Annotated in this window: 18 protein-coding genes; 12 read left to right on the plus strand and 6 right to left on the minus strand. The window is 67.7% G+C overall.

What is annotated here, in order from left to right; translation table 11 throughout:
- The first annotated feature begins 92 nt into the window (after positions 1–92).
- Both V6M56_RS12930 and V6M56_RS12935 read left to right on the plus strand, forming a co-directional pair.
- Positions 93–1,097 carry a Bug family tripartite tricarboxylate transporter substrate binding protein gene (locus tag V6M56_RS12930; protein WP_332684277.1) on the plus strand — a complete coding sequence of 335 codons (1,005 nt, stop codon included), beginning with the start codon at positions 93–95 and terminating at the stop codon, positions 1,095–1,097.
- A gap of 293 nt (positions 1,098–1,390) precedes the next feature.
- On the plus strand, positions 1,391–1,903 hold the full coding sequence (locus V6M56_RS12935) for a tripartite tricarboxylate transporter TctB family protein (RefSeq protein WP_332684279.1): 513 nt from the start codon (positions 1,391–1,393) through the stop codon (positions 1,901–1,903).
- Between the two features lie 166 nt (positions 1,904–2,069).
- Here the strand turns inward: V6M56_RS12935 and V6M56_RS12940 are convergent, their stop codons facing one another.
- From V6M56_RS12940 to V6M56_RS12960, 5 genes are all read right to left on the minus strand, one after another.
- Positions 2,070–3,521, minus strand: coding sequence for a metal-dependent hydrolase family protein (locus tag V6M56_RS12940; protein WP_332684281.1), 1,452 nt, complete (start codon positions 3,519–3,521; stop codon positions 2,070–2,072).
- A 237-nt stretch (positions 3,522–3,758) separates the two neighbouring features.
- Positions 3,759–4,004 (minus strand): hypothetical protein, encoded by a 246-nt coding sequence (locus tag V6M56_RS12945; protein WP_332684282.1) that lies wholly within the window; start codon positions 4,002–4,004, stop codon positions 3,759–3,761.
- 126 nt (positions 4,005–4,130) lie between these two features.
- Positions 4,131–5,966, minus strand: a complete 1,836-nt coding sequence (locus V6M56_RS12950; protein WP_332684284.1) for an SLC13 family permease — start codon at positions 5,964–5,966, stop codon at positions 4,131–4,133.
- Positions 5,967–6,114: 148 nt separating this feature from the next.
- On the minus strand, positions 6,115–7,320 hold the full coding sequence (locus V6M56_RS12955) for a M20/M25/M40 family metallo-hydrolase (protein WP_442881151.1): 1,206 nt from the start codon (positions 7,318–7,320) through the stop codon (positions 6,115–6,117).
- 54 nt (positions 7,321–7,374) lie between these two features.
- Positions 7,375–8,925, minus strand: coding sequence for an AbgT family transporter (locus V6M56_RS12960; protein ID WP_332684287.1), 1,551 nt, complete (start codon positions 8,923–8,925; stop codon positions 7,375–7,377).
- Between the two features lie 347 nt (positions 8,926–9,272).
- Here V6M56_RS12960 and V6M56_RS12965 point away from each other — a divergent pair, with 347 nt between their 5' ends.
- From V6M56_RS12965 to V6M56_RS13010, 10 genes are all read left to right on the plus strand, one after another.
- Complete coding sequence (locus tag V6M56_RS12965; protein WP_332684289.1) at positions 9,273–10,508, plus strand: alpha/beta hydrolase; 1,236 nt, start codon at positions 9,273–9,275, stop codon at positions 10,506–10,508.
- A gap of 288 nt (positions 10,509–10,796) precedes the next feature.
- On the plus strand, positions 10,797–11,771 hold the full coding sequence (locus tag V6M56_RS12970; RefSeq protein ID WP_332684291.1) for a helix-turn-helix domain-containing protein: 975 nt from the start codon (positions 10,797–10,799) through the stop codon (positions 11,769–11,771).
- Entirely contained in the window at positions 11,768–12,976 is a 1,209-nt protein-coding gene (locus V6M56_RS12975; protein WP_332684293.1) for an MFS transporter, read from the plus strand. The genes V6M56_RS12970 and V6M56_RS12975 overlap by 4 nt, the downstream gene beginning before the upstream one ends.
- Before the next feature lie 251 nt (positions 12,977–13,227).
- Complete coding sequence (locus V6M56_RS12980; RefSeq protein ID WP_332684295.1) at positions 13,228–14,334, plus strand: efflux RND transporter periplasmic adaptor subunit; 1,107 nt, start codon at positions 13,228–13,230, stop codon at positions 14,332–14,334.
- On the plus strand, positions 14,331–17,453 hold the full coding sequence (locus tag V6M56_RS12985; RefSeq protein WP_332684297.1) for an efflux RND transporter permease subunit: 3,123 nt from the start codon (positions 14,331–14,333) through the stop codon (positions 17,451–17,453). Before V6M56_RS12980 ends, V6M56_RS12985 begins: the two co-directional genes overlap by 4 nt.
- Complete coding sequence (locus tag V6M56_RS12990; protein WP_332684298.1) at positions 17,453–18,622, plus strand: efflux RND transporter periplasmic adaptor subunit; 1,170 nt, start codon at positions 17,453–17,455, stop codon at positions 18,620–18,622. Before V6M56_RS12985 ends, V6M56_RS12990 begins: the two co-directional genes overlap by 1 nt.
- A gap of 113 nt (positions 18,623–18,735) precedes the next feature.
- Positions 18,736–20,388, plus strand: coding sequence for a leucyl aminopeptidase (locus V6M56_RS12995; RefSeq protein ID WP_332684300.1), 1,653 nt, complete (start codon positions 18,736–18,738; stop codon positions 20,386–20,388).
- A complete protein-coding gene (locus tag V6M56_RS13000; protein ID WP_332684302.1) occupies positions 20,285–20,803 on the plus strand; it encodes a DUF1269 domain-containing protein in 519 nt (172 codons plus the stop codon). Before V6M56_RS12995 ends, V6M56_RS13000 begins: the two co-directional genes overlap by 104 nt.
- A complete protein-coding gene (locus V6M56_RS13005; protein WP_332684303.1) occupies positions 20,800–22,536 on the plus strand; it encodes a hypothetical protein in 1,737 nt (578 codons plus the stop codon). The genes V6M56_RS13000 and V6M56_RS13005 overlap by 4 nt, the downstream gene beginning before the upstream one ends.
- 170 nt (positions 22,537–22,706) lie before the next feature.
- On the plus strand, positions 22,707–23,750 hold the full coding sequence (locus V6M56_RS13010) for an AI-2E family transporter (RefSeq protein ID WP_332684304.1): 1,044 nt from the start codon (positions 22,707–22,709) through the stop codon (positions 23,748–23,750).
- On the opposite strand, the gene V6M56_RS13015 is transcribed toward V6M56_RS13010, so the two are convergent.
- The gene (locus V6M56_RS13015) at positions 23,740–25,485 is read right to left on the minus strand and encodes a metallophosphoesterase family protein (protein ID WP_332684305.1); all 1,746 of its coding nucleotides are present in this window, start codon (positions 25,483–25,485) and stop codon (positions 23,740–23,742) included. The genes V6M56_RS13010 and V6M56_RS13015 overlap by 11 nt on opposite strands.
- Between the last annotated feature and the right edge of the window lie 182 nt (positions 25,486–25,667).

The following is a 25,667-nucleotide window of genomic DNA, read 5'->3' on the forward strand; positions in this document are numbered from 1 at the left end:
ACTACCGGTCTTGACGACACTCGACTTCATGACTGTGCCAACGCGGCAGCAAGCCGCCGATCAGGGGAGAGAGCATGATGATCCGGAGCAGAATGTCGAAGGCCAAGAGGATTGCGGGAGCGCTGGCGGCGAGTGCCTGCCTGATCGCGCCCGCCTGGGCGCAGGGGTGGGAGCCAACCAAGCCCGTGACCCTGATCATCCCGGCGGGAACGGGCGGTGGTGCCGACCAGATGGCGCGTTTCGTCCAGGGCATCATCCAGAAGCACAGCCTGATGAAGCAGCCGTTGATCGTCATCAACAAGGCTGGCGGCGCTGGTGCGGAAGGCTTTCTGGAGATGAAGGCCAACGCAAGCGATCCACACAAGATCGCCATCACCTTGTCGAACCTGTTCACGACGCCGCTGGGTACCGGATCGCCGTTCAACTGGAAAGACATGAAGCCGGTCGCCATGCTAGCGCTCGACCAGTTCGTCCTCTGGGTGAACAGCGATACGCCGTACAAGACGGCAAAGGAATACATCGAGGCGGTGAAGGCCGGCACCGATCGCCAGTTCAAGATGGGTGGCACGGGCTCCAAGCAGGAAGACCAGATCGTCACGGCGGCCATCGAGCGGCAGACCGGCGGCAAGAAATTCACCTACGTCCCCTATTCCGGCGGCGGGACGGTGGCGGTGCAGCTTGTCGGCAAGCATGTCGATTCGACCGTCAACAACCCGATCGAAGCCGTCGGGCAATGGCGTGCCGGCCAGCTGCGCCCGCTCTGCATCTTCGACGCAAAGCGCTCGACCTATACGGCGAAGGTCACCGAAAAGGAATCCTGGAGCGATATTCCCACCTGCAAGGAATCGGGGTTGCCGGTCGAGTATCAGATGCTGCGTGGCATCTTCACCACCAAGAATGCGACGCCGGCGCAGGTCAATTTCTATGTCGATCTGTTCAAGAAGGTGATGGCGACGCCGGACTGGCAGGAATTCATGGAGAAGGGCGCCTTCAACCAGACCTTCATGAGCGGGGCCGATTACGAGAAATGGGTCACGAGCGCCGAGGCGCACCATGCCGGCCTGATGAAGGAGGCCGGCTTCCTCGCGACGCAGTGAGGGGCGGGCAGACCAGAGCCGGAGCCGATCAGTTTGCGGTGCAAGCTGATCGGAATGGGCTCTAGACAAATCGGGATCGCGGCCGACTCCCAACTGGGTTCGTTTGCGATCCGCCGGCACGGCCCATGGCGGAAGGCCAGGCCGGAGTGGACGGACAACAGGGTTCTATCGACTTCCGGTTCGGGCATTTCGGAACTGATCGCGAAAGATTCCGGACCGGGACAGTTCCAGCCATCGTGCCAGGCCGTCTTGATCCAGCGCAAGCCATCTTGATCCAGCGGAGGAGTCTATCAATGGACAGCAATGACGAGGCCGAGGGGCGTCCGCTCTTCAGCTACCGCACGCTGGATATCGCGGTTGCGCTATTTTTCCTTGTCGTCTGCGCGATCGTCATGGTCGACAGCCTGCGGCTCGGAATCTCCTGGAAGCCGAATGAAGGGCCGCGGCCAGGTCTCTTTCCGTTCTACATCGTGCTTGCGATGGGGATTGCGAGCATCGTCAACCTGGCCCAGGCGCTGCCGCGGACGCCAGCGGGCGACAACGTCGCAGTGACTGTTCCCGGCATCAAGCGAATGGCCGCGATCTTCGTTCCAGCCGTCATCTTCGTGCTGGCGGCGAATTTTATCGGCATTTACGTCTCCGCCGCGATCTATATCGGCGCGTTCATGATCTTCTTCGGCAAGTTCCCGCTCTGGAAGGCAATGGTCGTGTCGGTCAGCATCGCGACCGTCAGCTTCTTCATGTTCGAGGTCTGGTTCCTGGTGCCTCTGCCGAAGGGGCCGCTGGAAGCCGCTTTGGGCTACTGAATCGCCGGCGTCGCGAAAACGGGCCAGACGCTGCAAGCCATCACCATGCACGCGGCCCGCCAGAGCCGGAGCCGATCAGGTTGCATCAACCTGATCGGCTCTCTTGCGTCCGAACGGACGCACGGCGATCTGTGCAGCCAGCTCAGGCCGGCGAACTGGCCCTTGCTCAACCGGCAAGGGTGTTCTTGTAGATATCGCCGTCCTTCATGACGATCCGCAGGTTCTTGTCCGGGTCTGCGATCAGTCCGATGGTCTCGAGCGGATTGCCATCGACGACGAGGAGGTCCGCAAAGGCGCCCTGCTCGATGACGCCGAGCTTGCCCGGATAGGGGTTGCGCAGGTTGGACAGGGCCAGCAGCTCGGCATTCGTCGAGGTGGCCATTCTCAGGATTTCGGCATTGCCGTACCAGCGCGCCAGATGCGCCAGCATCGTTCCCTGACGCGCGGTGACGGCCGGCGAGAACAGCATGTCGGAGCCGAAGGCCGTCTTGATCTTGTGCTTGCGCGCCAGTTCGTAGGCGGTGTGCGTCGCGGCGACCACCTGAAGCAGCCTCTCCTGGCTCGGGCCGGTCAGCGGCACGGAATCCTCAGCGCTCAGGAAGGGCTGGATGCTCAGCCAGACGCCCTTGTCGGCCATCAGCTTCGCCGTGTCCTCGTCCATCAGATGCCCATGCTCGATGCAGGCGGCGCCGGCGGCGATAGCGCGCTGGATCGTATTCGACGCATAGGCGTGCACGGTGACATAGGTGTTCCAGTCCTTCGCCACGGCGACGGCGGCGCGAAGATCGGTCTCGCTGAAGGTGGACATGTCGAGCGGGCTGCGCGGCGAGGACACGCCGCCGCCGCCGACGATCTTGAGCTGGGAAGCGCCCTGCAGCAGTTGCTCGCGCGTGCGCGTCTGCATCTCGCCGACACTGTCGACGATCATGGCGCCGCCGAGCGTCTCGACCGAGCTGAGCCGGTCGGGCGTGCGCGGCAGGTCCGACAGCACGCGCAGGTCGCCATGGCCGCCGGTGGTGGTGATCATCGGCCCGGACGGATAGATGCGCGGTCCGGCGATCACCCCGTCGTCGATCGCCCGCTTGAACGAGAAGACGGGGCCGCCAAGGTCGCGGATCGTCGTGAAGCCGCGCAGCAGGGTGCGCTCGGCCTCGGCCGTGGCGACGGCGAAGATATAGCCGGGATCCGCCGCCATCAGCACTGCCAGCGGCACGGCAGCAAACAGCGTGTGCCAATGCGCATCGATCAGGCCCGGCATCAGCACCCGGCCGCCGCAATCGATCGTGCGGGCATCGGCAGGCGCCGGGTTGTTGGTCGCATCGACGGAAACGATCCTGCGGCCATCGACCAGCACCTGGATTCCGCCGCGAACCGCATCGGCCTTGCCATCGAAGAGACGCAGGTTCCGGAACATGATCTTGCCGGGAGGTCCTACGGGAGCGGCGGCGAGGGCAGGTCCGGGCCGCCCCGCCGAGACCAGCGCCGCCCCCAGGCCAGCCAGGAAGCCGCGGCGCGAGAAATCGCTCAGGCGCTTCGTGACCCTCTGCATCTGGGGGCTGTGGCAGAGGCAGCCGGCATTGCCGACAAGATGCTGGTACTTCGCTCCGACCCTGATCATCACCGCACTCCCAAGGTTGCAATCCATCGATTCAAGGCGAGGCGCAGCCGATCTGCATGCTGCGATGCGGTCGCCCGCACCTCGCACCCTGACGTCTCGGTCCGGTGCCCGGCGCTTCCGAGCGAGCCGGGCCCGTCGTGCGGGCCAGGCAAGCCCAGCCAGAATAGGCTTTCAGTCGGGATCGCAAAGCGATTCCGACTGACAGGATCCGGCTCTGGAACCGGATCGGCGCGTGCTCTAGCGCCGGCAGACCTGGACGCGGCGTGTGACCCAGCGGCCGCGATGGTCGCGCACCCGGCGGTGCTCCCACCAGCAGCGCCCGCGGACATGGCGCGAGCGCGAGCCATGCCACTGCGCCAGCTCGACGCCGGGGTTCGCCAGCGCGATACCGCCTGCGGAAGCAGGGGCTGCCGAAGCACTGCCGGAGCAGAGCGCCCCGACGACGATTCCAGCGGCGATTGCCGCCGCGCGAAGATGGATCAAGTGAACCTCCTTGGTTTGATGTCCGACCGACGCCATCGCGTCCGGTCGTTCCATGCCGGCGGCCCGGGGCGCCGGGCCGGGCGAAACATTGCGCGCGTGACGCGCGCCACCGCCTGCCCTGTGCCCTCAGAAGCGCCAGATCAGCGGCACGATGAAAACCGCCACCACGAAAAACCAGATCAGCAGCGGCAGCCCGAGCTTCCAGTAATCGCTGAAGGCGTAGCCGCCCGGCCCCATCACCATCAGATTGGTCGGGGTGGCGATCGGGGTCAGGAAGGCGCCCGCTGCTGCGACCGCAGTGCTCATCAGCACCGGCTGGGGCGAAATGCCCATGCTGGTCGCGGCGGCGACGCCGATCGGTATGACGATTAGCGCGGTCGCCGTGTTGCTGATCAGCTGGCCCATGACGGCGGTCAGGACGAACAGCCCGGCCAGCAGCGCGACCGGTCCGGCATCGCCGACCATATAGACCAGCTTCTCGGCCATCAGCTTGGCCGCCCCGGTCTCGACCATGGCGGTGGAGAGCGGCATCATCGCGCCGACGAGGATCACCGTGGTCCAGCTGATCGCCCGATAGGACTGCTCGACATTCATGATCCCCGACAGGATGATCGCGCCGGCGGCGAGCAGGCCGGCGACAGCCGGCGGCACGATGCCGGTGGCGAGCAGCAGCACCATCGCCACCAGGATGGCGACGGCCTGCTTGGCGCCGGGGCCCATCGGCACGGCCTGGCGGCGCACCATTTCCGGCGAACTCACGACCAGGACGTCCGGATCGTCGAGATGGACGTCCAGGGCTTTCCAGGTCCCCTGCAGCAGCATGGTGTCGCCGGCCTGCAGCACGATTCCGCCGGAATCCTTGGTCGCGTTCTCGGCGGCGATCTCCGCTCCGGCGCGCTGCACGGCCAGGACGATCAGGTCGCCGCTATCGGTGACCATGCCGGGAAACACGCGCTCGCCGATCAGGCCCGAACGCGGCGGGATGACGACCTCGGCGAGGCCCGAGCGCTGGTTGAACAGCGTCTCCTCACCCGGGCCCTGCTTGGCTTCCTCGCGGAAGGCCAGATGCATCGCGGCTGCCAGCGCCGCGGCCGCGTCGGCATCGCCTCGCACCAGCAGGTGGTCGCCCTCGGCAATCTGCTGGCGGCGCAGCGGGCTCGCCGTTTCGCCGTCCTGGACGGCGACGAGCTGCAGCCCGGGATGGGCCGACAGGTCGATCGCGGCGGGTCCGGCGCCGATATAGGGCGAGCTTGCGCGCACGCGCATCTGGTAGACGCCGCTGACGAGGCCGTATTGCTCGACCAGCGTCTTGGCGTGGCGGCTGAAATCGGCGGGCATGGTCGCGCCGTTGCGCTCCGGCAGCAGGCGTTGCCCGAACAGGATGATGATCGCCATCGTGCCTGCGAGCAGCGGCACCCCGACCAGTGCGAATTCGAAGAAGCCGAAGCCGCCGACCCCGGCATCGATGCTGGCATCGGCGACCAGAACGTTCACCGGGGTACCGGTCAGCGCCAGCATCGAGCCGGCATGGGCGGTGAAGACCAGCGGCATCAGCAGCTGCGAGGAGTTGCGCCTGAGCCGGACCGCGATGACGACGACCACCGGCAGCAGCGCGGCGACGGCGCCGTTGACGCTGATGAGCGCGCTCAGCACCGAGACCAGGGCCATCGTCAGGAGCAGCAGGCGCGTCCGGCTTTCCTCGCCCGCCCCCTTGATCAGGAGCTGGCCGGCCCAGGCCGTGACGCCGGTGACCTCGAGACCGGAGCTGACGACGAAGAGCGAAGCGATGAAGATGACCGCCGGATCACCAAATCCGCCGAGCGCCTGGGGCAGGGTCAGGACCCCGGTCGCCCACAGCGACAGCGCGGTCATCATGGCGACGAGGACCACCGGGATCCTGTTCCAGACGAACAGGACGACGGCGACGGCGATGATGGTGCCGGTGTAAGCGATCGGGCTCAATCGTGCAGCTCCCTGGAGCTCTCGTCTAAGTTTAGAGACGGATTCACCGATCGGATTGATTCAATCCGATCGCATCCTGCTCTAGAGGGCCGTTTCGGCTACCGGACCGGTCGGCGGGGCGCCGGAAGCCGGAGCCCCGCAAAAAGCGTCAGTCTTCGATCGTCGCCATGAGCACGCCGAGACGGCAGCCCTTCTCGTATTCGTCGAGCCTCACGAATTCCTTGATGGTATGGATCTCGGCCTGGCCGGCGCCGATGGTGATGGTCGGGACGCCGTGCTTGTCGAGCCAGTTGGCGTCGAGGCCGCCATTGGAGAACAGATAGGTCGGCTCGATGCCCAGCAGCCCGAGCGCCTTGGCGGCGCGCTTCACGACCGGGGCGTCCTTGCCCAGTTCGAAGGGCGGGTAGGCCGGCTTCTGGGTGAACTTCACCTCGGCTGGGTCGCCTTCGTGATCCTTCACCTCGCCTTGCGCCTTGGCGAAGGCTTCCTTGTAGCCCATCGCGATCCTGGTCGCGAAGGCGGCTTCGGGGCTGCGCGCCTCGCCGCGGATATAGGCATAGTCGGTGACGACATTGGTCGCATCGCCGGCGGCAACCGTGCCGCCCTTGCCGCCGAAGATGCCGACATTGCTGGTGCCGTGCCCGTCCGGCTTGACGACCTTGCCGAACCAGCCGTTCTTCCGGGCCTCCGTGATGGCGAGGGCGCCGACCAGCGTGGCGGAGATGCCCTTCTCCGGCGCGACGCCGGCATGGGAGGCCTTGCCCGTGATCTCGACCTCCCAGTTCTCCTGGCCGACCGCTCCGACGAGCAGTTCCGAGGCGAGCTGGCCGTCGACATTGATGCACATGACGGCCCCGCCGAGATCGGCCGGGTTCAGCTCGCGCGCGCCATGCAGCCCGCTCTCCTCGCGGACGGTGAAGAGCAGGGTGATCGGCGGATGGGGCAGCTTGTTCTTGAGCAGCGTCTCCGCCAGCACGACCAGCAGCGCGACGCCGGTGCGGGCATCGCCGCCGAGGGCGGTGGTGCCGTCCGAGACGATGCGATCGCCCTCGCGCTTCGGCTTGGCGCCGGCGCAGAGCGGCACGGTGTCGAGATGGGTCGAGAACAGCAGGCGCGGGCCGGGCCGCGTACCGGGCAGCTCGACGATCAGGTTGCCGGTCTGCGTCGGCACCGGGATGCGCTTGTTGGCGTCGTCGAAGCGGATCGCCGAAGCCGGCACGCCGACCTTCTTCAAGGCGTCGCTGACGGCCGCCGCGATGTTGGCTTCCTGCCCGGTCACGCCCTCGACCGAGAGGAAGTTCATCAGGTGGGCGATCGCAGAATCGACATCGAGAGGGACAGAGGAGGAGCTCATGATATCCATCCGATCAAATGAGAGTTGCTTCGTTTCGGGGCGTGCGAAAAGTCGTCACAGCCCCCAGGGCAGGCCGAGCCATTTCCAGACGGAGAACAGCGCGGTCCACAGCACGAACATCCAGACGACATAGGGGAGCATCAGCGAGACGATCGTGCCGACGCCGGCCGTCTTGTCGTATTTCTGGGCGAAGCCGACGACGAGCGCGAAATAGGCATTGAGCGGCGTGATCGCGTTCATCGGCGAATCGCCGACGCGATAGGCCGCCAGCACGGCTTCCGGCTCGACGCCGAGCTTCATCAGCAGCGGCACGAAGACCGGGGCGAAGATCGCCCATTTGGCGATTGCGCCGGTGAGCAGCAGATCGATGATCGCCACCACGATGATGAAGCCGACCAGCAAGGGCAGGGCGCCGATATTGGCCGATTGCAGCACGCCGGACAGGCTGAGCGCCATGACGGTGCCCATGTTGGTGTAGGTGAAATAGGCGACGAACTGGCTCAGCACGAAGAACAGGAAGATCGTCCCGCCGAGATTCTTGATCGACTTCTCGATCGCCGCGATCACCTCGGTCAGCGTCCGCAGGGTGCCGGCGCCGATGCCATAGGCCCAGCCGGTGGTCAGGAACATCAGCATGATCAGCGCGATCAGCCCGTTCATGAAGGGCGAGTTGCCGATCAGCTCCCCGGTCGCCGGGTTGCGCAGCGGCGCCCAGGACGGGATGGTCAGAAGGCAGAAGACCGCGATCAGGCCAAGCAGGCCGAGGCCGGCGAAGCGCAGGCCGCGCGATTCCTGCTCGGAGAGCGAGGCGCCCTGTTCCGTCGTGGTGCCGTCGGCCGCCAGCCTGGGATCGTACTTGCCCAGGCGCGGCTCGATCATGCGGTCGGAGATGAACGCGATGATGACCGTCAGGAACAGCACCGAGGCGATCGAGAACCAGACATTCGAGGCCAGGCCGATCGAGCGGTTCGGGTCGACCAGATGCGCCGCGTCATTGGTGAACTCGACGAGCACCGCATCGAGCGGCTTGATCAGCATGTTGACGGTGAACGCCCCGGCGACGGCGGCGAAGCCGAGCGCCAGGCCGGCAAGGGGATGCCGCCCGACCGCGAGATAGGCGATGCCGGCAAGGGGAATCAGGACGAGGTAGCCGGCATCGGCCGCGATGCTCGCGAGGATGCCGACGAAGGCCAGGATATAGGTCAGCGCCCAGCCGGGGGACACGATGACGAGCTTGCGGATCAGCGCCGTGACCAGGCCGGATTCCTCGGCGACGCCGGCACCGATCATCGCGGCGATCATCAGCCCGACGGCGGTGAAGCTCATGAAGTTCGGAACCAGCGACGAATAGATGAAGCGGATGCCTTCGATGTCCAGCAGGCTGCGGATCGCCGTGGTCGCGGTCTCGACCTTGTGGGTGTCGGGATTGATGCGCTCGAAGGTGACGGCTGCGCCGAAGATGCTGAGCACGACCGACAGGGCGATGACGATGCCGATCAGGATCAGGAAGATGACGACGGGGTGGGGAACCATGTTCCCGACTTTCTCGACGGTATCGAGAAGTCTCTGCATCGTGGTCTTTGGCGCGGCGCTCTCGAGTGTCATGCTGGCTTTCCCCGTGCCGAAGGTTTGCGCACCCCGAAAGAGATGTGGCGGCGGCAGGCGCGACCGCCGGGCAGCGGCCCGGACCTTCCGCCCGGAACCTTAGTTCTCCGCGCGGATTGGGCATCGGCACAGAATCCCAAAATTGAGCCGTCTGTCCCAAAGTTGCCTTCGATCCCGCCGGGTGGCATCGCCTCGACTCCGGTGGAGCGCGGCGCCACTGGAAGGGGCCGGGCTGCGCCGCCCGCGCGGCCGTCATCGGATTTCGCCATGTTGCCGCTGTCGGGCAGGTTCTTTATCCTGCCCCCGTCGGAGACCCCGATCGCATGCGGCGGATGGAGCGGGTGGAAGTGAGACCGACGACCGGCCAAGGGCGCGACGGCAGGGTCGGGAGCCGCTCGCTCGGCAAGCTGCTGCGTATTGTCGATCCCGCCGGCCGGCCCTCGCGCCGCCGCTCCTGGCGCGGGCCTGTCTCCGGAATCGCGCTTGCCGTCGCCCTTGCGAGCTGCGCCTCCGCACCGCGGGGGATGCTTCTGCCCGTCGCGCCGGTTCCGGGAACCGACCGCGTCGACATGCTCACCGCGACGACGCGTGCGCGCTCGGACGAAGCCGGCGTGCTCTACACCGGCGACCGCGGCACCGGCGTCTCGTTCAGCAACATCGTCGTCTCGATTCCCAGGCAGCGGGAGGTCGGCACCATCCAGCTGCCGCGCAGCGTGCCCGGCAATCCGGCCACGGATTTCGTCGTCACATCCGCGACCCCGCTCGCCAAGGCGGACCTCGCCGGCTGGTTTCGGAGGGCGGGAGGGCGGAAGCGACGCGTCTTCGTCTTCGTGCACGGCTTCAATACCACGTTCGAGCGGGCGGTCTTTCGCTTCGCCCAGCTCGCCCATGATGCCGATGCCGAGGCCGCGCCTGTCCTGTTCTCCTGGCCCTCGCGGGGCCATCTGCTCGATTACAGCCGCGACTTCGACAATGCCTCGTATTCGCGCTCGGACCTCGCCGATCTGCTGAAGGCGGCGGCGAGCAGCCCCGCGGTCGGAGAGATCGTCATCCTCGCCCATTCCATGGGAAGCTGGCCGGCTGCGGAAGCCGTCCGCCAGCTCGCGCTCGAAGGCGGCGTGCCCCGGAAGATCAGCAACCTGATCCTCGCATCGCCCGATCTCGATGTCGGCGTGTTCAGGCGGCAGGTCGAGGACATGGGGCCGCGGCGTCCGCGGATCACGCTGTTCGTCTCGCAGCATGACCGCGCGCTGCAGCTCTCCCGCTTCATCTCCCGCGGGATGACGCGTCTCGGCGGAATCGACCCGGGGCGCGATGAGTACCAGCGACAGCTGGCGGGCCTGTCGGGCATCACGGTGCTCGATCTCAGCGCCCTCAACGCCGGCGACCGCATCAATCACGACCTCTATGCCGCGAGCCCGCAGGCGGTCCGCCTCATCGGCGACAGGCTGCTGCAGGGGCAGGTCGTCACCGACTCGGACGTGCCGGCCCCCCTGATGGCCGCGGAAGCGCTCGGTTCGGCAGCCAGCCTGCTCGTTACCGCGCCGATCCGGATATTCGATACCGCCTCTCCGCGCCAGTAAGGGGAGAAAATTGCCGTAAGGTATCAGCCGCTTCGGCCAGGTAACGAAAATTCACCAGCTTGGCGGTTGCCAATTTCAGGGCGGAGCGTCACATTTTCCTTAGGTCAAATAAGAGTACGGTCTCCGCGCAATTATATTGATTCTAAATTGTAGCAATTTTGCTGGAAGGGGGATGTTGTGCAAACTCTCTTTTTGACCAGGCCGGATGTATCGACCAAGACTGCTTTCGTTCGAAGCTTCTCGACCACGAGCCTCCCGCCCGAGGACCAGTTCGATGCTTGGCGGTCCGTGCTGGCCGAGACGATCGACCTGCTGCCGACGCCGGAAGCCGCGGAGACATTCGAGGCCGAATTCTCCTGCTGGACGCTCGGCGACGTCGTCTTCACGCGAACGCTCTACGCCAACGCGCCTGCGCGCCATTGGCGCCACCGTCAGAGATCCTTCCTCGACCATTGGTGCGTCGTGCTCGCGCATTCCTGTTCCGGCCGCCAGGACACGCCTGCCCTGGCGAATACGCGCCGGGACAGTCTCAGCTTCCGCTCCCTGGCCATGCCGTTCGAGGGCCGGGCGCAGGATGCGGAAGTGCTGACGCTGTTCCTGCCGCGTGATTTCTGTCGCGACGAGCTCGAGGATTTCGAGCGGGCGCATGACCTGGACATCAACCCGGAGCTGGGAGCCCTGCTGGCGGGCTACATGGACAATCTCGCCCGGCAGCTGCCGCATATGTCGCCGGATCAGGCCCAGGGCCTTGCCGCTGCGACCCGTTCGCTCGTCGCAGCCTGCATCGCGCCGCGTCCGGAGCGCTCCGAAGCTGCGGAAGCCCCGCTCGCCTCGCTCTTGATCGACCGGGCCCGCCTTGTCGTCCGCCAGAACATGGCGTCTCCCGAATTCGGCCCGGAGCAGCTGGCCCGGCTGTTGGCGATGTCCCGCTCCAAGCTCTACCGGTTCTTCGAGAGCACCGGCGGCGTCGCCCATTTCATCAATCGCGAAAGGCTGCGCGAGGCCCATCGCCGGCTCAATTCGCTCCACAACACCCTTTCGATCCACGTCATCGGCAATGAGGTGGGCTTCATCGATCACTCGACATTCAGCCGCGCCTTCCGGCGCGAATTCGGCTACAGCCCGACCGAGGCGCGCGAACGGAGCCTCGCCAGGCTCTCCGCGCAGGTAACTGGCCCCGCCCTCGAGGACGCAACGCCGGATAGCGCGTCCGGCCCGGCCGCGTTTGCCGGCCAACAGGCCGGCATGCGGCATTCGGCGTGAGCCAGGCGACGGGGCGCCTCTCCTTTCTCTATGCGGTTCTGTTCTTCGAACTCGGCGTCAATCTGCCCTTCTTCCCGCTTTGGCTGCGTGCGCAATCGCTCGGCGACGATGCGATCGGCATCGTGCTTGCCGCGCCGCTGCTGACCCGCATCATCGCGAACCCGGTCGTCGGCGCCCTGGCCGACCGGCGCGGACGCATCGGCGCGGCGCTGGTCGCCTGCGCGGCCGCCGTCACCATCGGCACGGGCCTGCTCGCCTTCGCCAGCGGCTTCCTGCCGATCCTGCTTGTGGTGATCGCGATCGGGTTTGCCCAGGGCCCGCTCATCGCGCTGACCGACGCGATCACGCTGCGCAGCCTGAAGGGGCTGCCTTCGGCAGAGCTGCGCTATGGCCGCATTCGCCTTTGGGGTTCGGCGGGCTTCGCCCTGGCCAATCTCTCCGCGGGCTGGCTGCTCGACTGGCTTCCCATATCCTCCATCATCGGAATGCTGCTCCTGTCGGCGCTGGCGACGGCGCTCGCCACGATAGCGGTCGCGCTGATGCGCGTGCCCGAAGGTTCCGTCGCTTCCGCAGAAGCGGCCGAGGGGCGTGGGCGGCCGCGCCTGTTGGTCCTGACCATCGCCGGCGCAGCGCTTGTCCAGGCCAGCCACGCCGCCGTCTATGGCTTCAGCACGCTGCATTGGCAGAGCCTCGGCATTTCGGGGGGAGCCATGGGCGGCCTCTGGGCCGCGGGTATTGTCTCCGAGATCGCCGTCTTCAGCCTGCTGGGCTATGTCGTGCGCGGCTCGGCCGGCGCCGCCGTCCTGCTGGCCGTCAGCGGAGCGGTTGCCACGCTGCGCTGGCTTGGCATGGCCCTGGATCCCGACATCGCCTTCGTCATCCTTCTCCAGCTGACGCATGGCCTGACCTTCGGGGCGACGCATCTGGGCAGCATCTTCCTGCTCGCCAAATTCGCTCCGCCCGGCATGCTGGCCCAGAGCCAGGCTTGGCTGGCGGCCGGCTGGGCCGGGGCGATGGCGGCGCTGACTGCCCTTGCCGGCCATCTGTATGGCTCGTGGGGCGAACACGTCTACGGCCTGATGGCCGCGGCCTCGGGTCTCGGCTTCCTGCTGCTGATCCCCGTCGTCGCCAGCCTCAGACGCGAGGATCTGCTCCCGCTCGCCGCCATCGGCGAGGCCCGGCCGCCTCTCGGAAAATTGGGATGACCAGCGCAGAATTGGGATTCTGAGCTGATCCGCGCCTCCCGCGCTGTTGATAGCGTCCTCCAGACGCCCGAGGAGACTGGCGCAACGGACCTCCTCTTGCGCCCGAGGTTCCATGGCCTCCGCCTTACGGTTGCCAGAGGAAAAGCATGATGAATCCGAAAGGCTTGCGAGAGAAGCCATGCCGCACGAGCGGGGCGACCGGCGCAACGGCTCAGCCCCTTCGCGGCGGCTGCGCGGCGGGGGCTGCCGGCATGAGCGGGGCTCGCAAGGCCGGAGCCGCGCGCAGCCTGCGGGCTGCGGTGCTCGCCACGGTCGCGCTGGCCGCTGCGGGCTGCAATCGCGAGGACGCCGAGGCTCCGCCGCCCGTCCGGATCGTCCGCACCATCACGGTCGAGGCGCCCCGGCAAGCGGCGGATGTCAGCTTCGCCGGTCATATCGAGGCGCAGGATCAGGTCTCCTTGTCCTTCCGCATCGGCGGCCGGCTCGCGGAGCGCAGCGTCGGCGTCGGCGCGACCGTGCGCGAGGGCGAGATCGTCGCGCGTCTCGACCCGGAGAATGAGCTCAACGAGCTGCGCTCGGCCCGCGCCGCGCTCACCGCGGCCCAGGGCTTGCTGCGCCGGGGGGAGAACCAGTTCCAGCGCCAAAGCCATCTGCTCGAACGCAACGTCACCAGCCGGGCCGACTTCGAAGCGGCGGAGCAGGGGCGCACCGCAGCGCAGGCGCAGGTTGACGCCGCCCAGGCGCGGGTGAGGTCGTCGGAGGATATCGTCGGCTTCACGACCTTGAAGGCCGATGGGCCGGGCGTGGTGACGAGGGTCGGCGCGGAGCCGGCCGAAGTCGTCGCAGCCGGCCGGATGATCGTGCAGATCGCCAAGCGCGACGGGCGCGACGCCGTCTTCGAGGTTCCAGCGGAGATGGTCCGCGCGCTTTCGGCGGATGCGCGCGTGAGCGTCTCTCTCTCCAGCGACGCGGGCGTGACCGCCAGCGGCCGCGTGCGTGAGGTCGCGCCTCAGGCCGATCCGGTGACGCGGACGTTCCGCGTCAGGGTCGGCCTCACCGACCCACCGCCGTCCTTCCGGCTCGGCACGACGGTTTCGGGGGCGATACGCGGCAGTGAAGCCTCCGCCATCGCCATTCCGTCGACGGCCCTGACGCGGCGTGGTCAGGATACCGGGGTCTGGCTCGTCGATCCCCAGAATCTCACCGTCTCGCTGCGCAAGCTCGAGGTGCTCGGCACCGACCCGGCGACGACCCTGGTCGGCAAGGGGCTTGCGCTGGGCGACATCATCGTCACGGCCGGCGCGAGCCTCCTGCAGGATGGGCAGCGCGTGCGGCTGACCGGAACGGAATCGCGATGAGCTTCAATCTCTCGGAATGGGCGCTCAAGACCCGTTCGGTCGTGATCTATCTGATGATCGTCGCGGTGGCGGCCGGCGTGCTCGCTTTCGTCCAGCTCGGCCGCAACGAAGACCCCTCCTTCGTCATCAAGTCGATGGTCGTCTCCGCGGCCTGGCCCGGCGCGACGATGGAGGACACGCTGACGCAGGTCACCGAGCGGCTCGAGCGTCAGCTCGAGGAAACGCCCGGCCTCGACAGCGTTCGCAGCTTTACGACGCCCGGCGTGACCACGATCTTCGTCAACCTGAAGGAGTCGGTTCCGGCGCGCCATGTCCAGGACACCTGGTACCGGGTCCGCAATCTCGTCGCCGACATGCGCCACACGCTGCCTGCCGGCACGGTCGGCCCCTTCTTCAACGACCGGTTCGGCGACACTTTCGGCATCATCTATGGCTTCACCGCCGACGGCTTCACCGGCCGCGAGCTGCGCGACCATGTCGAGGCGACCCGTTCGCGCCTGCTGCTGGTGCCCGACGTCTCGAAGATCGAGATCATCGGCGCGCAGGACGAGCGCATCTTCGTCGAGTTCTCGGTCAGGGAGCTGGCCAATCTCGGCATCGATCGCGGCGCCTTGCTCGGGGCGCTGCAGAGCCAGAACGTCGTCCGTCCGGCCGGTGCGATCCGGACGCAGGACGAGACGCTGTCGCTGCGCGTATCGGGGGCCTTCCAGTCGGAAGCGGACCTGCTGAACGTCAATTTCCCGGTCGGCGACCGGATGGTTCGCCTCGCCGATATCGCCACCGTGCGCCGAGGCCATGCCGACCCGCCCCAGCCGATGTTCCGCGTCAACGGGCAGGAGGCGATCGGGCTGGGCATCGCCATGCGCGACGGCGGCGACATCCTGGCCCTCGGCCGCAACATCAAGCAGGCGATGGCCGAGGTCACCGCCAATCTGCCGCTCGGCATCGAGCCGCGGCTGGTCGCCGACCAGGCCGTGACGGTCGATCATGCGATCGACGATTTCATGACCTCGCTCTGGCAATCCATCGCCATCATCATGGCGGTGAGCTTCATCAGCCTGGGCGTGCGCCCCGGGCTCGTCGTCGCGCTTTCGATTCCGCTGACGCTCGCCGTCGTCTTTGCCGTGATGCTGGTCGCAGGCATCGACATGCAGCGCATCTCGCTCGGCGCGCTGATCATCGCCCTCGCCCTGCTGGTCGACGACGCCATGACGACGACCGACGCGATGGTGACGCGGCTCGCGGCCGGCGAGGAGAAGGCCAAGGCGGCGACCTACGCCTTCAAGAAATACGCCATGGCGATGCTGGCCGGGACGCTGGTGACGATCGCCGGCTTCGTGCCGATCGGTTTTGCCGCGAGCTCGGCCGGCGAGTACACCTTCACGCTCTTCGCGGTGGTCAGCATCGCGCTCGTCGTCTCCTGGTTCGTGGCGGTGATCTTCGCGCCGGTGCTTGGCGTCGCGATGCTGAAGGCGCCGGATTCCGCGTCGACCAATGCCGGGCCCGGAAGGGTCGAGCGCGGCTTCAGGCAGCTGCTCTCGGGCGCGATCAGGCTGCGCTGGGCCACGATCGCCGTGACGCTGGCCCTGTTCGCCGCCTCCGTGCTGGCACTGCCGCTGGTGCCGCGCCAGTTCTTCCCGGCCTCCGACCGTCCCGAGCTGCTGGTCGATCTCACGCTGCCGCAGAATGCCTCGATCTATGCCAGCGAACAGCTTGCGACCCGCTTCGACGCCGCGCTGAAGGGCGATCCCGACGTCGAGCGCTGGAGCACCTATGTCGGCCGCGGCGCCATCCGCTTCTACCTGCCGCTCAACGCACAACTGCCCAACGTCTTCTTCAGCCAGGCCGTGATCGTCGCCAAGGACGTGCCGGCGCGCGAGCGGCTGCAGGCGAAGCTGGAAGCGCGGCTGGCCAACGAGTTCCCGAACGTCGTCGCGCGCGTCTACCCGCTCGAGCTGGGGCCGCCGGTCGGCTGGCCGGTGCAGTATCGCGTCAGCGGGCCGGACATCGCGGAGGTCCGCTCGATCGCCATGAAGCTGGCCAAGGTCGTCGCCGCGAATCCGAAGGCCGAGCAGGTCAATTTCGATTGGATCGAGCCGTCGCGCGAGCTGCGCCTGCGCGTCGACCAGGACGAGGCGCGCCGCCTTGGCCTCAGTTCGCAGGCGCTGGCGACGATCGTGAACACGGTCGTCTCCGGCACGGTCGTGACGCAGGTGCGCGACGACATCTATCTCGTCGATGTCGTCGTGCGGGCAAGGGACGCCGACCGCGTCTCGCTGGAGACGTTGCGGACGATGCAGGTGGCCCTGCCCGGCGGCCGCTCGGTGCCGCTGTCGCAATTCGTCACCTTCAGCTACGGGCTCGACGCGCCGCTGATCTGGCGGCGCGACCGGGTGCCGAACCTGACCGTCGCCGCCGACGTCACGCCCGGAACGCTGCCGGAGACCGTCGTCTCCGGCCTGCAGCCGGCCATCGACGAACTGCGCAAGACGCTGCCGCCCGCCTACGGCATCGCCGTCGGCGGAACCGTGGAGGAAAGCGCCAAATCGCAGGCCTCGGTCATCGCCGTCGTACCGGTCATGCTTCTGATCATGCTGACGGTGCTGATGGCGCAGCTCCGGAGCTTCAGGCTGCTGGCGATCGTGCTCAGCATCGCTCCGCTCGGCCTGATCGGCGTGGTCGGCGCGCTGCTCCTGTCGGGCAAGCCGCTGGGCTTCGTCGCGCTGCTTGGCATCCTCGCGTTGATCGGCATCATCACGAAGAACGCGGTGATCCTGATCGGCCAGATCGAGGCGGAGCGGGCCAGCGGCAAGGGTGTCGTGGACGCGGCGCTCGATGCCGCCAGCACGCGCTTCCGGCCAATCATGCTGACCGCGGTCTCGACCGTGCTCGGCATGATCCCGATCGCCCCGACCGTGTTCTGGGGACCGATGGCCTTCGCCATCATGGGCGGGCTCCTGGTCGCGACCGTCCTCACCCTTGTCCTGCTGCCGGTGCTCTACGTCGCCGTCTTCGGCGCAGACCGGTCGGCGCAGGGCAAGACTGGAGCTTCTGCCAGGAACCCTGCCAAGAACCCTGGCAAGCCCCCTGCCAAGACCGCCGCGGGAGTTTCTGCGTGATGATGCAGCTTTCAAAACGGCTTCGGCCGGCCGATGCGAGCGTCGTTCGGAGCGCGGCCCTCGCGGCCCTGATGCTGACGCTGGCCGCCTGCCAGAACGAAAAGGCGGCCCCGGCCGAAGCACGGCCCGTTCGCGTCGTGACGGTCGAAGCCGGCAAGCTCGCCAACGACATCCGGCTGAGCGGCGAGATCCGGGCCGAGAAGAATGTCGGCCTCGCCTTTCGCATCGGCGGGCGTGTCGTCGAGCGGCCGGTCAATGTCGGGGACAACATCAAGGCCGGGCAGGTGATTGCCCGCCTCGCCCCGACCATCGAGCAGAATGCGCTGTCCGCCGCCAAGGCTGCGCTCGAAGCGGCCCGCGGCGAGGTCGACACGGCGCGCAGCACTTTCGTGCGTCAGGAGCGGCTGATGGCGCAGGGCTTCACCACCCGGCCGCGCTTCGACCAGGCGCTCAAGGCGCAGGAGTCGGCCCAGGCCCAACTGGAGAACGCCGAGGCACAGGTCGAGCTGGCTCAGGACCGGCTCGGCTTCACGGAGCTGCGCGCCGCTATCGCCGGCGTCGTCACCGCCCGCAATGTCGAGCCCGGCGAGGTCGTGCAGCCCGGGCAGGTGGTGGTGCAGCTGGCGCGCGAGGATGGCCGCGACGCCGTCTTCAACGTGCCTGCCAGGCTGCTGGAAACGCAGACCGGCGACGGCGCGATCCGCGTCGCCCTCGCCGACGCCCCCTCGGTGAGCGCGTTCGGCCGGGTCCGCGAGGTCGCACCGCAGGCGGACCCCGTCACCCGGACCTTCCAGGTCAGGGTCGGCCTGCAGGATCCGCCGGAGGCCATGCGGCTGGGGTCGACGGTCGTCGGCACGCTGGAGCTCACCTCTGACGCGGTCGTCTCGATCCCGGCCAGCGCCCTGACCCAGCAAGGTCTCTCGCCGGCGGTCTGGGTCGTCGATCCAAAACAGTCGACCGTCTCGCTGCGCAATGTCGACATCCTGCGCTTCGATCCGGACCACGTCGTCATCTCGCAGGGGCTGGAGCCCGGTGAGATCATCGTTTCGGGCGGCATCCAGGCCCTGCACCTCGGTCAGCGCGTGCGGCAGCTCCCGCCGGTAGCGCATGCCGGCCGCACGGCGGCCGCGCTGCCGCCGGCGGGACGCCCCGCCGCGTCGCCCTCGTAGCGGTGAGAGGGGTGTTCCGCCCGGCGCGGAAAAGAGCAGCCAGGACAAGGCCTGGCAGGGTCACGCCATTTCTCCGGTCAAACCAAGCCATGATGTCCTCGCGGAGACATTCTATGGAGATCATCCCCGCAGTGGGCGATGCGGAAAAGCTCAGGACGGAGCTCCTCGTCGTCGGGGTGTTCAACGGCGGGCCCCTGACCAGGTCGGCGCGGCGGCTCGACGAGCGGACGGCGGGCCGACTGTCGGCGATCCTGAAGCGCGGCGAGCTTGGCGAAGCTTCCGGCGCAACCCTGCTGATCCATGATCTGCCGGGCTCCGCCGCGGCCCGCATCCTGCTGGTCAGCCTCGGCAGGCCTGCGCTCTTTTCCGACCGGGCCTACCGGCAGGCGCTTGCGGCGACGGCCCAAACCATCGCCGAGAGCACGGCCTCCGAAGCCGTCGTGACCCTCGCGGAGAACGAGGTTCCGGGGCGCTCGCTGAGCTGGCGCATCCAGCAGGCCGCACAATTGCTGGCCGATGGCGGCTACACCTTCCTCTTGCCGGAGACCCAGACCTCCGGCCGGAAGGCGCGGGTCCGCGCCAAGCGCAGCATCATGCTGCTCGCCCCGCAAACCCTGACCTCCGAGCTCGTCGGCGCCTTGCGGCAGGGCATCGCGGTGGCCGAGGGCGTCGCGCTGGCAAAGGATCTCGGAAACCTGCCGGGCAATATCTGCACGCCCGCCTATCTGGCGAAGACCGCGCGGGAAATGGGCGAGGAGTTCGGCTTCGAGGTCGAGATTCTGGAGCGCCGGGATCTCGAGGCGCTCGGCATGGGAGCCTTCCTCGTGGTCGGCGGAGGCTCCGCCAACCCCTGCAAGCTCATCGTCATGCAGTCCAGGCGAAGCAGGGCCGAGAACCGGCCGATCGTGCTGGTCGGCAAGGGCATCACCTTCGATATCGGAGGCACGCCGCTGACGCCGGGCGCCGGTCCCGACGAGATGAAGTTCAACATGAGCGGCGCCGGCAGCGTCCTGGGGGTGATGCGCACGGTCGCGCGCCTGGCGCTGCCGATCAACGTCGTCGGGTTAATCGCCGCGGCCGAGAGCATGCCGGGCGGAAGCGCCAGCCGCCCCGGCGACGTCGTGACCTCGATGTCGGGCCAGACGATCGAGATCCGCACCCAGGAGGCCGAGGACCGGCTGCTGCTTTGCGATGCCCTGACCTATGCCGAGCGCTTCGCGCCCGCCTGCGTCATCGATGTCGCGACCCTGACCGAGGCTTGCGTCGTGGCTCTCGGCTCGCATGCGAGCGGCCTGTTCGCCAATGACGAAGCCCTCGCTGCCGAGCTTCTGCAGTGCGGAAGCGTATCCGGGGACCGGGTCTGGCAGCTTCCCATCTGGGACGATTATTTCGGCCAGCTCGGCAGCAGCTTTGCCGACACCAGCAATCTCGGCGGGCGCGCCGCCGGCGCGATCACCGCGGCCTGCTTCCTGGCCCGCTTCGCCACGGCCTATCCCTGGGCCCATCTCGACATTGCCGGCACCGCCGCGATCTCGGGAGCCGCCAAGGCCTCGACCGGTCGCCCGGTGCCGCTGCTCGCCGAGTTCCTCATCAGCCGCGCTGCGGAATCGGCGCTGGCGCTCAACCGCCCACTTCCCTCACCGCAACAACGGAGCCGTAATCATGAGCGATCTGGTTTTCATCGCCTTCCCGACCGAGCAGAAGGCAGAGGAGGTCCGCCAGAAGGTCCTTTCCCTCCAGCGCGAATATCTGATCGAGCTCGGTGACGCCGTCGTCGTGGTCAAGGACGACAAGGGGCAGGTCAAGCTCAACCAGATGCTGAACCTCACCGCGGCGGGGGCGGCATCGGGCGCCCTGTGGGGCACCCTGATCGGCTTCATCTTCCTGGCGCCGCTGCTCGGGACGGCGCTCGGCGCCGCATCGGGGGCCCTCGGCGGCAAGCTCAGCGATGTCGGCATCAACGACAAGTTCATGAAGGATGCCGCCAGCGCGCTGGAGCCCAATACCGCCGGCCTCTTCCTGCTGATCCGCAAGATGACCACCGACAAGGTCCTCGCCGATCTCAAGGGCGCCGGCGGCGTGCTGATCCGCACCTCGTTCGACGAGACCAAGGAGGCGGCGCTGCGCGAGGCGCTGGCGGCCGCGGCGAGCAGCGAGGCGGCGGCTCCGGCGGCCACATGACGGCAGAATGGGGCGTCGGAGCGGCAGCAGAACAAGCCCAGTGGGCTGCCGCGACGGCGCGCCTCGACGACTTCCGGCCGCTTCTGCCGGCGGAAGAGGCAGTCGTCGCCAAGCTTCTCAGCGGCAATTTCGACCGCCTGGGAGACGGCTCGCGCCCGGAGGGACCCGACCCGGCGCGGGTCGTTCGCGCGCGCTTCCTGCGCTTCCTCATGCTCGGCGGCGAGGAGGGCTGCCGGCCGCACGAGAAGGGCGTCCGGATCAGCGGCGCCTGGATCACGGATGTGCTCGACCTCGAGGCCTGCCGCGTCTTCCGCGACATCGGCCTGAACGACTGCCATTTCGAGGCCGTGCCGATCCTGAGGGCGGCGATCATCAACCGCCTGTTCCTCGACGGCTCGCTGCTTCCGGGCCTGCAGGCCGAGCGGCTCGAGGCGCGCGGCGGCGTCTATCTGCGCGGGGCCGAGGTCAATGGCGAGGTCAATCTCGTCCAGGCGCGCCTCGGCAGCAATCTCGAATGCGATGGCGCGACCATCCGGGCTCCGAGCGGCTATGCCTTGCTTGCTCCGAGCCTGGAGGTGCGCAACGTGCTGGTGCGCGGCGCCAGTTTTCGCGGCGGCATCAACCTGTCGGGCGCGCAACTGGCCGCCGATCTCGATTGCGCCGGCGCCGTCGTCACGCGGATGGAAGGCGTGGCGATCGAGGCGAGCGAGATGGAGAGCCGCGGCAGCGTCGTGCTGCGCGGAGCCCGGATCGAGGGCGAGACCCGCCTGACCGCCTCGGCGATCAGCGGCGACATGGACTGCTCCGGCGCCGTTCTCGACAATCCCGGCGAGACGGCGCTGGAGATGAGCCGTACCGTGCTCAAGGGCGCGTTCTTCCTGCGCCGGGAGGCCCGGGTGAACGGCGCGCTGGCGCTGACCGGCGCCTCGATCGGCACCATCCATGACGAGGCCTCGTGCTGGCCGAAGACGGGCGATCTCCTGTTGAACCGCTGCCGCTATGGCGCCTTTATCGACGGTCCCGTCGATGCCGGGAGCCGGCTCGACTGGCTGTCGCGCCAGACGCCCGAGCGCTCCGGCGAGGATTTCTGGCCCCAGCCCTACGAACAGCTCGCATCCGTCTTCCGCGAGATGGGGCATGGCGAGGATGCCCGCGCCGTGCTCGTCGTCAAGGAGCGCCTGCAGCGGCAGGCCCGGCGGCAGCGGGCGCGAAATCCCTTGTGGCGCGGGCTTCTTGCCGCCGCCGATGGTGTCCTCGGGGTTACGCTCGCCTATGGGCGCCAGCCGCTGCTCGCCTTCGTCTGGCTGCTCGTGTTCTGGGTCCTGGGCGTTGCCACCTTCGCCTATGCCGAGCGCCAGAGCGCCATCATGCCGAACAGCGCCGTGGTGCTGCGTGCGCCCGAATGGACGCTGTGCGGGCTGGAGAAATCCGAGCAGCGCGTGCTCGTCGCGACGCAACTGACAAACGGTCTGGCGGAGAGCGGCCAGACCCAGCTCGCCTGTTTCCTCCAGCGTTGGGAGGGTTCGAGCTACCCCGCGTTCAATCCCTGGATGTACTCGCTCGATACGCTGCTGCCGGTGCTCGACATGGGGCAGAAGGCATTCTGGCGGCCCAACCCGACCAAGCCGGGCGGTGGGCTCGCCATCGGCTATTTCTACTTCCAGTCGATCGTCGGCTGGGCTCTGAGCCTGTTGGCCGTTGCCGGCTTTTCAGGATTGGTGAAGTCGTCGTGACCCGGCTGGCCCGCCTCGCAGCTGGGGAGAGAACGAGCTGACGCAGGGGATCTGAATTCTCAAAAGCCTGGAGCAGGATTCATGCGAAAAATCCGCCCCCGGCTTTCGCATCATGCTCTAAGCGGCTTGCCCATCGCGGCCTTTTCCGAACCGCCTGACCAGGAACCCAGATGACAACCGGCAAGATTTTTCAAGGTGCGCAGGTTCTGATCGCAACCATCCTGGTGGTAGCCGCCCTGTCGGTGGCGAGCTCGGTCTTCGCGCCCGTCGCGTTCGCGCTCTTCATCATCGCCCTCGTCTGGCCGCTGCAGAAGGCCCTGCAGGCCATCTTGCCGCGGATGCTGGCCCTCGCCATCAGCGTCGTGATCATGGTCGTGGCCTTCGCGGCCTTCGGCTCGCTCATCGTCTGGGCCTTCGGCCGGGTGGGCCGCTGGATCGTCAGCGACGCCGCGCGTTTCCAGCTCTTCTACGATCAGATGACGACCTGGCTCGAGGGGCATGGCATCGCGGTCGCGGGCGTCTGGTCGGAGAACTTCAATGTCAGCTGGATGCTGCGCACGGCGCAGACCATCACCGGCCGGCTCAACACGACGATGAGCTTCTGGCTCGTCGTGCTGGTCTACGTCATCCTCGGACTGCTCGAGGTCGATGATTTCGGGCGCAAGGTGCGCGCCATGCGCAACCGTGAGACCGGCGAGGTCCTGTTCCGGGGCAGCGCCGCCACCGCCGGCAAGATCCGCCGCTACATGCTGGTCAGGACCCTGATGAGCGTCGTCACCGGCCTGCTCGTCTGGGGTTTCGCCACGCTGGTCGGCCTGCCGCTCGCGGCCGAATGGGGCTTCATCGCCTTCTCGTTGAACTACATCCCCTTCCTCGGCCCGCTGGTCGCGACGGTGTTCCCGACGGTGTTCGCGATGACGCAGTTCGGGTCATGGCAGGCCGTGGTCGCCCTCTTCGCCTGCCTCAACCTGATCCAGTTCGTCGTCGGCAGCTATATCGAGCCGCGCGTCGCTGGCAGCGCACTCTCGATCTCGCCGGCGATGGTCCTGTTCTCGGTGTTCTTCTGGAGCTATCTCTGGGGCGTCTTCGGCGCCTTCATCGGCGTGCCGATCACCATCGCCTTCCTGACCTTCTGCGCCCAGCATCCCTCGAGCCTGTGGCTGGCGGAGCTCTTCGGCTCGCCCGAGAAGGACGCACCGCCTCTCAAGGCGTGAAGCTTGCGAGCGGCTCCGGCGCGATCTCGATCCGCTGCGGCTCGAGCAGCGCGAGCCCGCCATCCGTCGCCGCCGCCAGCGTGTGGATGTAGAAGCTCGTCGGCTGGTCGTCCGTCGCTTCCATGACGGGCGACGGCGCCGAGACGATCTTCAGCGGGCCGCAGCGCCCGATCCAGTCGATATGGCGATGCCCGTGCATGGCGACGAGGCGACGGGCCGATGGCTTGAGCTGGCGCACGAAGCGGCTGCCATTGATCAGCGCCGTGCCGATGCGCTCCGAGAAGGCCTTGGCCGGGCTGGGATACTCGACCGGGTGATGATGCAGCGCGATGATCCAGCGCGCCTTCGGAAACTGGCGGAGGATCGCGAGCATCGCCTGCATGTCTTCCTCCGCCACCAGCCCGAGCGCATTGGTGAAGGAGAAATGCGTCTCGGCGTTCGAGTTGAGCAGCACCAGTCCCAGGCCCTCCTCGTCTGCGGGCGGCAGCAGCATCGGAAAGACATCGGCCCAGATATTGGCCAGCCCGGCCGACAGGCGAAGGGTGCCGGCATCGGCGAAGCTCGCGATCGTGCGGCGATGCGGCTCCAGCGCCTCCGACAGCGTCCCGCCGAGCCGGGTCCTGCCCCGGTCGAGGACATGGACCCGCTCGCCCTGGACCGCGGCCATCGCGGAGAGCGTCCGCATCTGCCGCAGCCGCTTGCCGGGGCTCGTCGGCAGTTCGAGCCGGGCCGGATTGGCGCGGTCGACGATGTTCACGTCGTGGTTGCCGGGCAGGATGAAGACCCGTTCCGCCAGCGCAGGATGCTGCGCCAGGGCCTCGAGGAACTCCGCCCATTCCGCGGACCGGCCCGCATCGGTCATGTCGCCGGTGATCAGGACGAGGTCGAGCGGATCCTGCGCATGGATCTGGGCGAGCCTGTCGAGAACGAGGGCGAGCCGCTCGTTGCCGCGCGGCCCGGCCCGCCCGCTCTCGATCCTGAAGCCGTAGCGCTCGCCGACGACATGGATGTCGGAGAGGTGAGCGACGCGCCATCTGGCGGCGGAGGGCGGCGCCTCGTCGAACGCCGCAAGATCGCGCGGCTGGTCCATGCTCGCATCGGCCACGCCCCAGGCGAGCGAAGCGACCGCCAGATAGCCGGCCATCAGCACGATGGTGTTGGCAAGCGCGGGAACGACCAGGCGCAGCGGCTGGGCAAGGTCCGCGAACTCGCCGGACCAGCGCGTCGACGGCCAGGCGAGCGCGGCCAGGCCGGCAGCGACGGCACAGGCGCCAAGGCCGGCGCCGAGAGCTGTCGCGGCCCGCAGATTCGCGCGCCGGTCCTCGCTGGCATTCAGCGAGAGAAAGCGCTCGGCCAGATGGCGCAGGCCTTCCCGGCACAAGGCATAGCAAGGCTGGACCGCGAGCGAGTTCAGCGACCAGAAGCTGCGCTCGGCGGCACGAAACAGCGGGCGGACGCCAAACCAGCCCAGTGCCGCGACCAGCACGAGAAGCAAGAGCGGCCCGATGCTCACGAGCGCGGTGATCCTGTCGGAGACCGACGCGAACCACGCGGTGACGACAAGCGGCGCGAGGCCGAGCAGCAGGCCGGGCAGGCCGGCAAGGATGATCCAGGCCAAGGCGAGCTTGGGCAGGTTGATTTCCCCGAGCAGGCTGCCGGCGATGGCGAGAAGCGAGCGCTTCTTGGTGCTGCTGGCATCGTCCTCGGCATCGCCGCCGCGCGGCTCGATGATCATCGTGACAGCCCGCTGCGACCGAGGACAAACCTGCCGGTCGGCGGCAAGCGGCGTCGAACTGTCATGTCTCGCCCCCGCCACGACACCCAGGACCGAACGATCCGGCCACCTCCAAGCACATATCGCCAATGCCTTCGCCTTGCACGCGGCTCAAGGTCGGCGCAGCGCCGGCGCCGGCAGAT

The organism is Allobosea sp. (assembly GCF_036675845.1).
Lineage (GTDB): Bacteria > Pseudomonadota > Alphaproteobacteria > Rhizobiales > Beijerinckiaceae > Allobosea.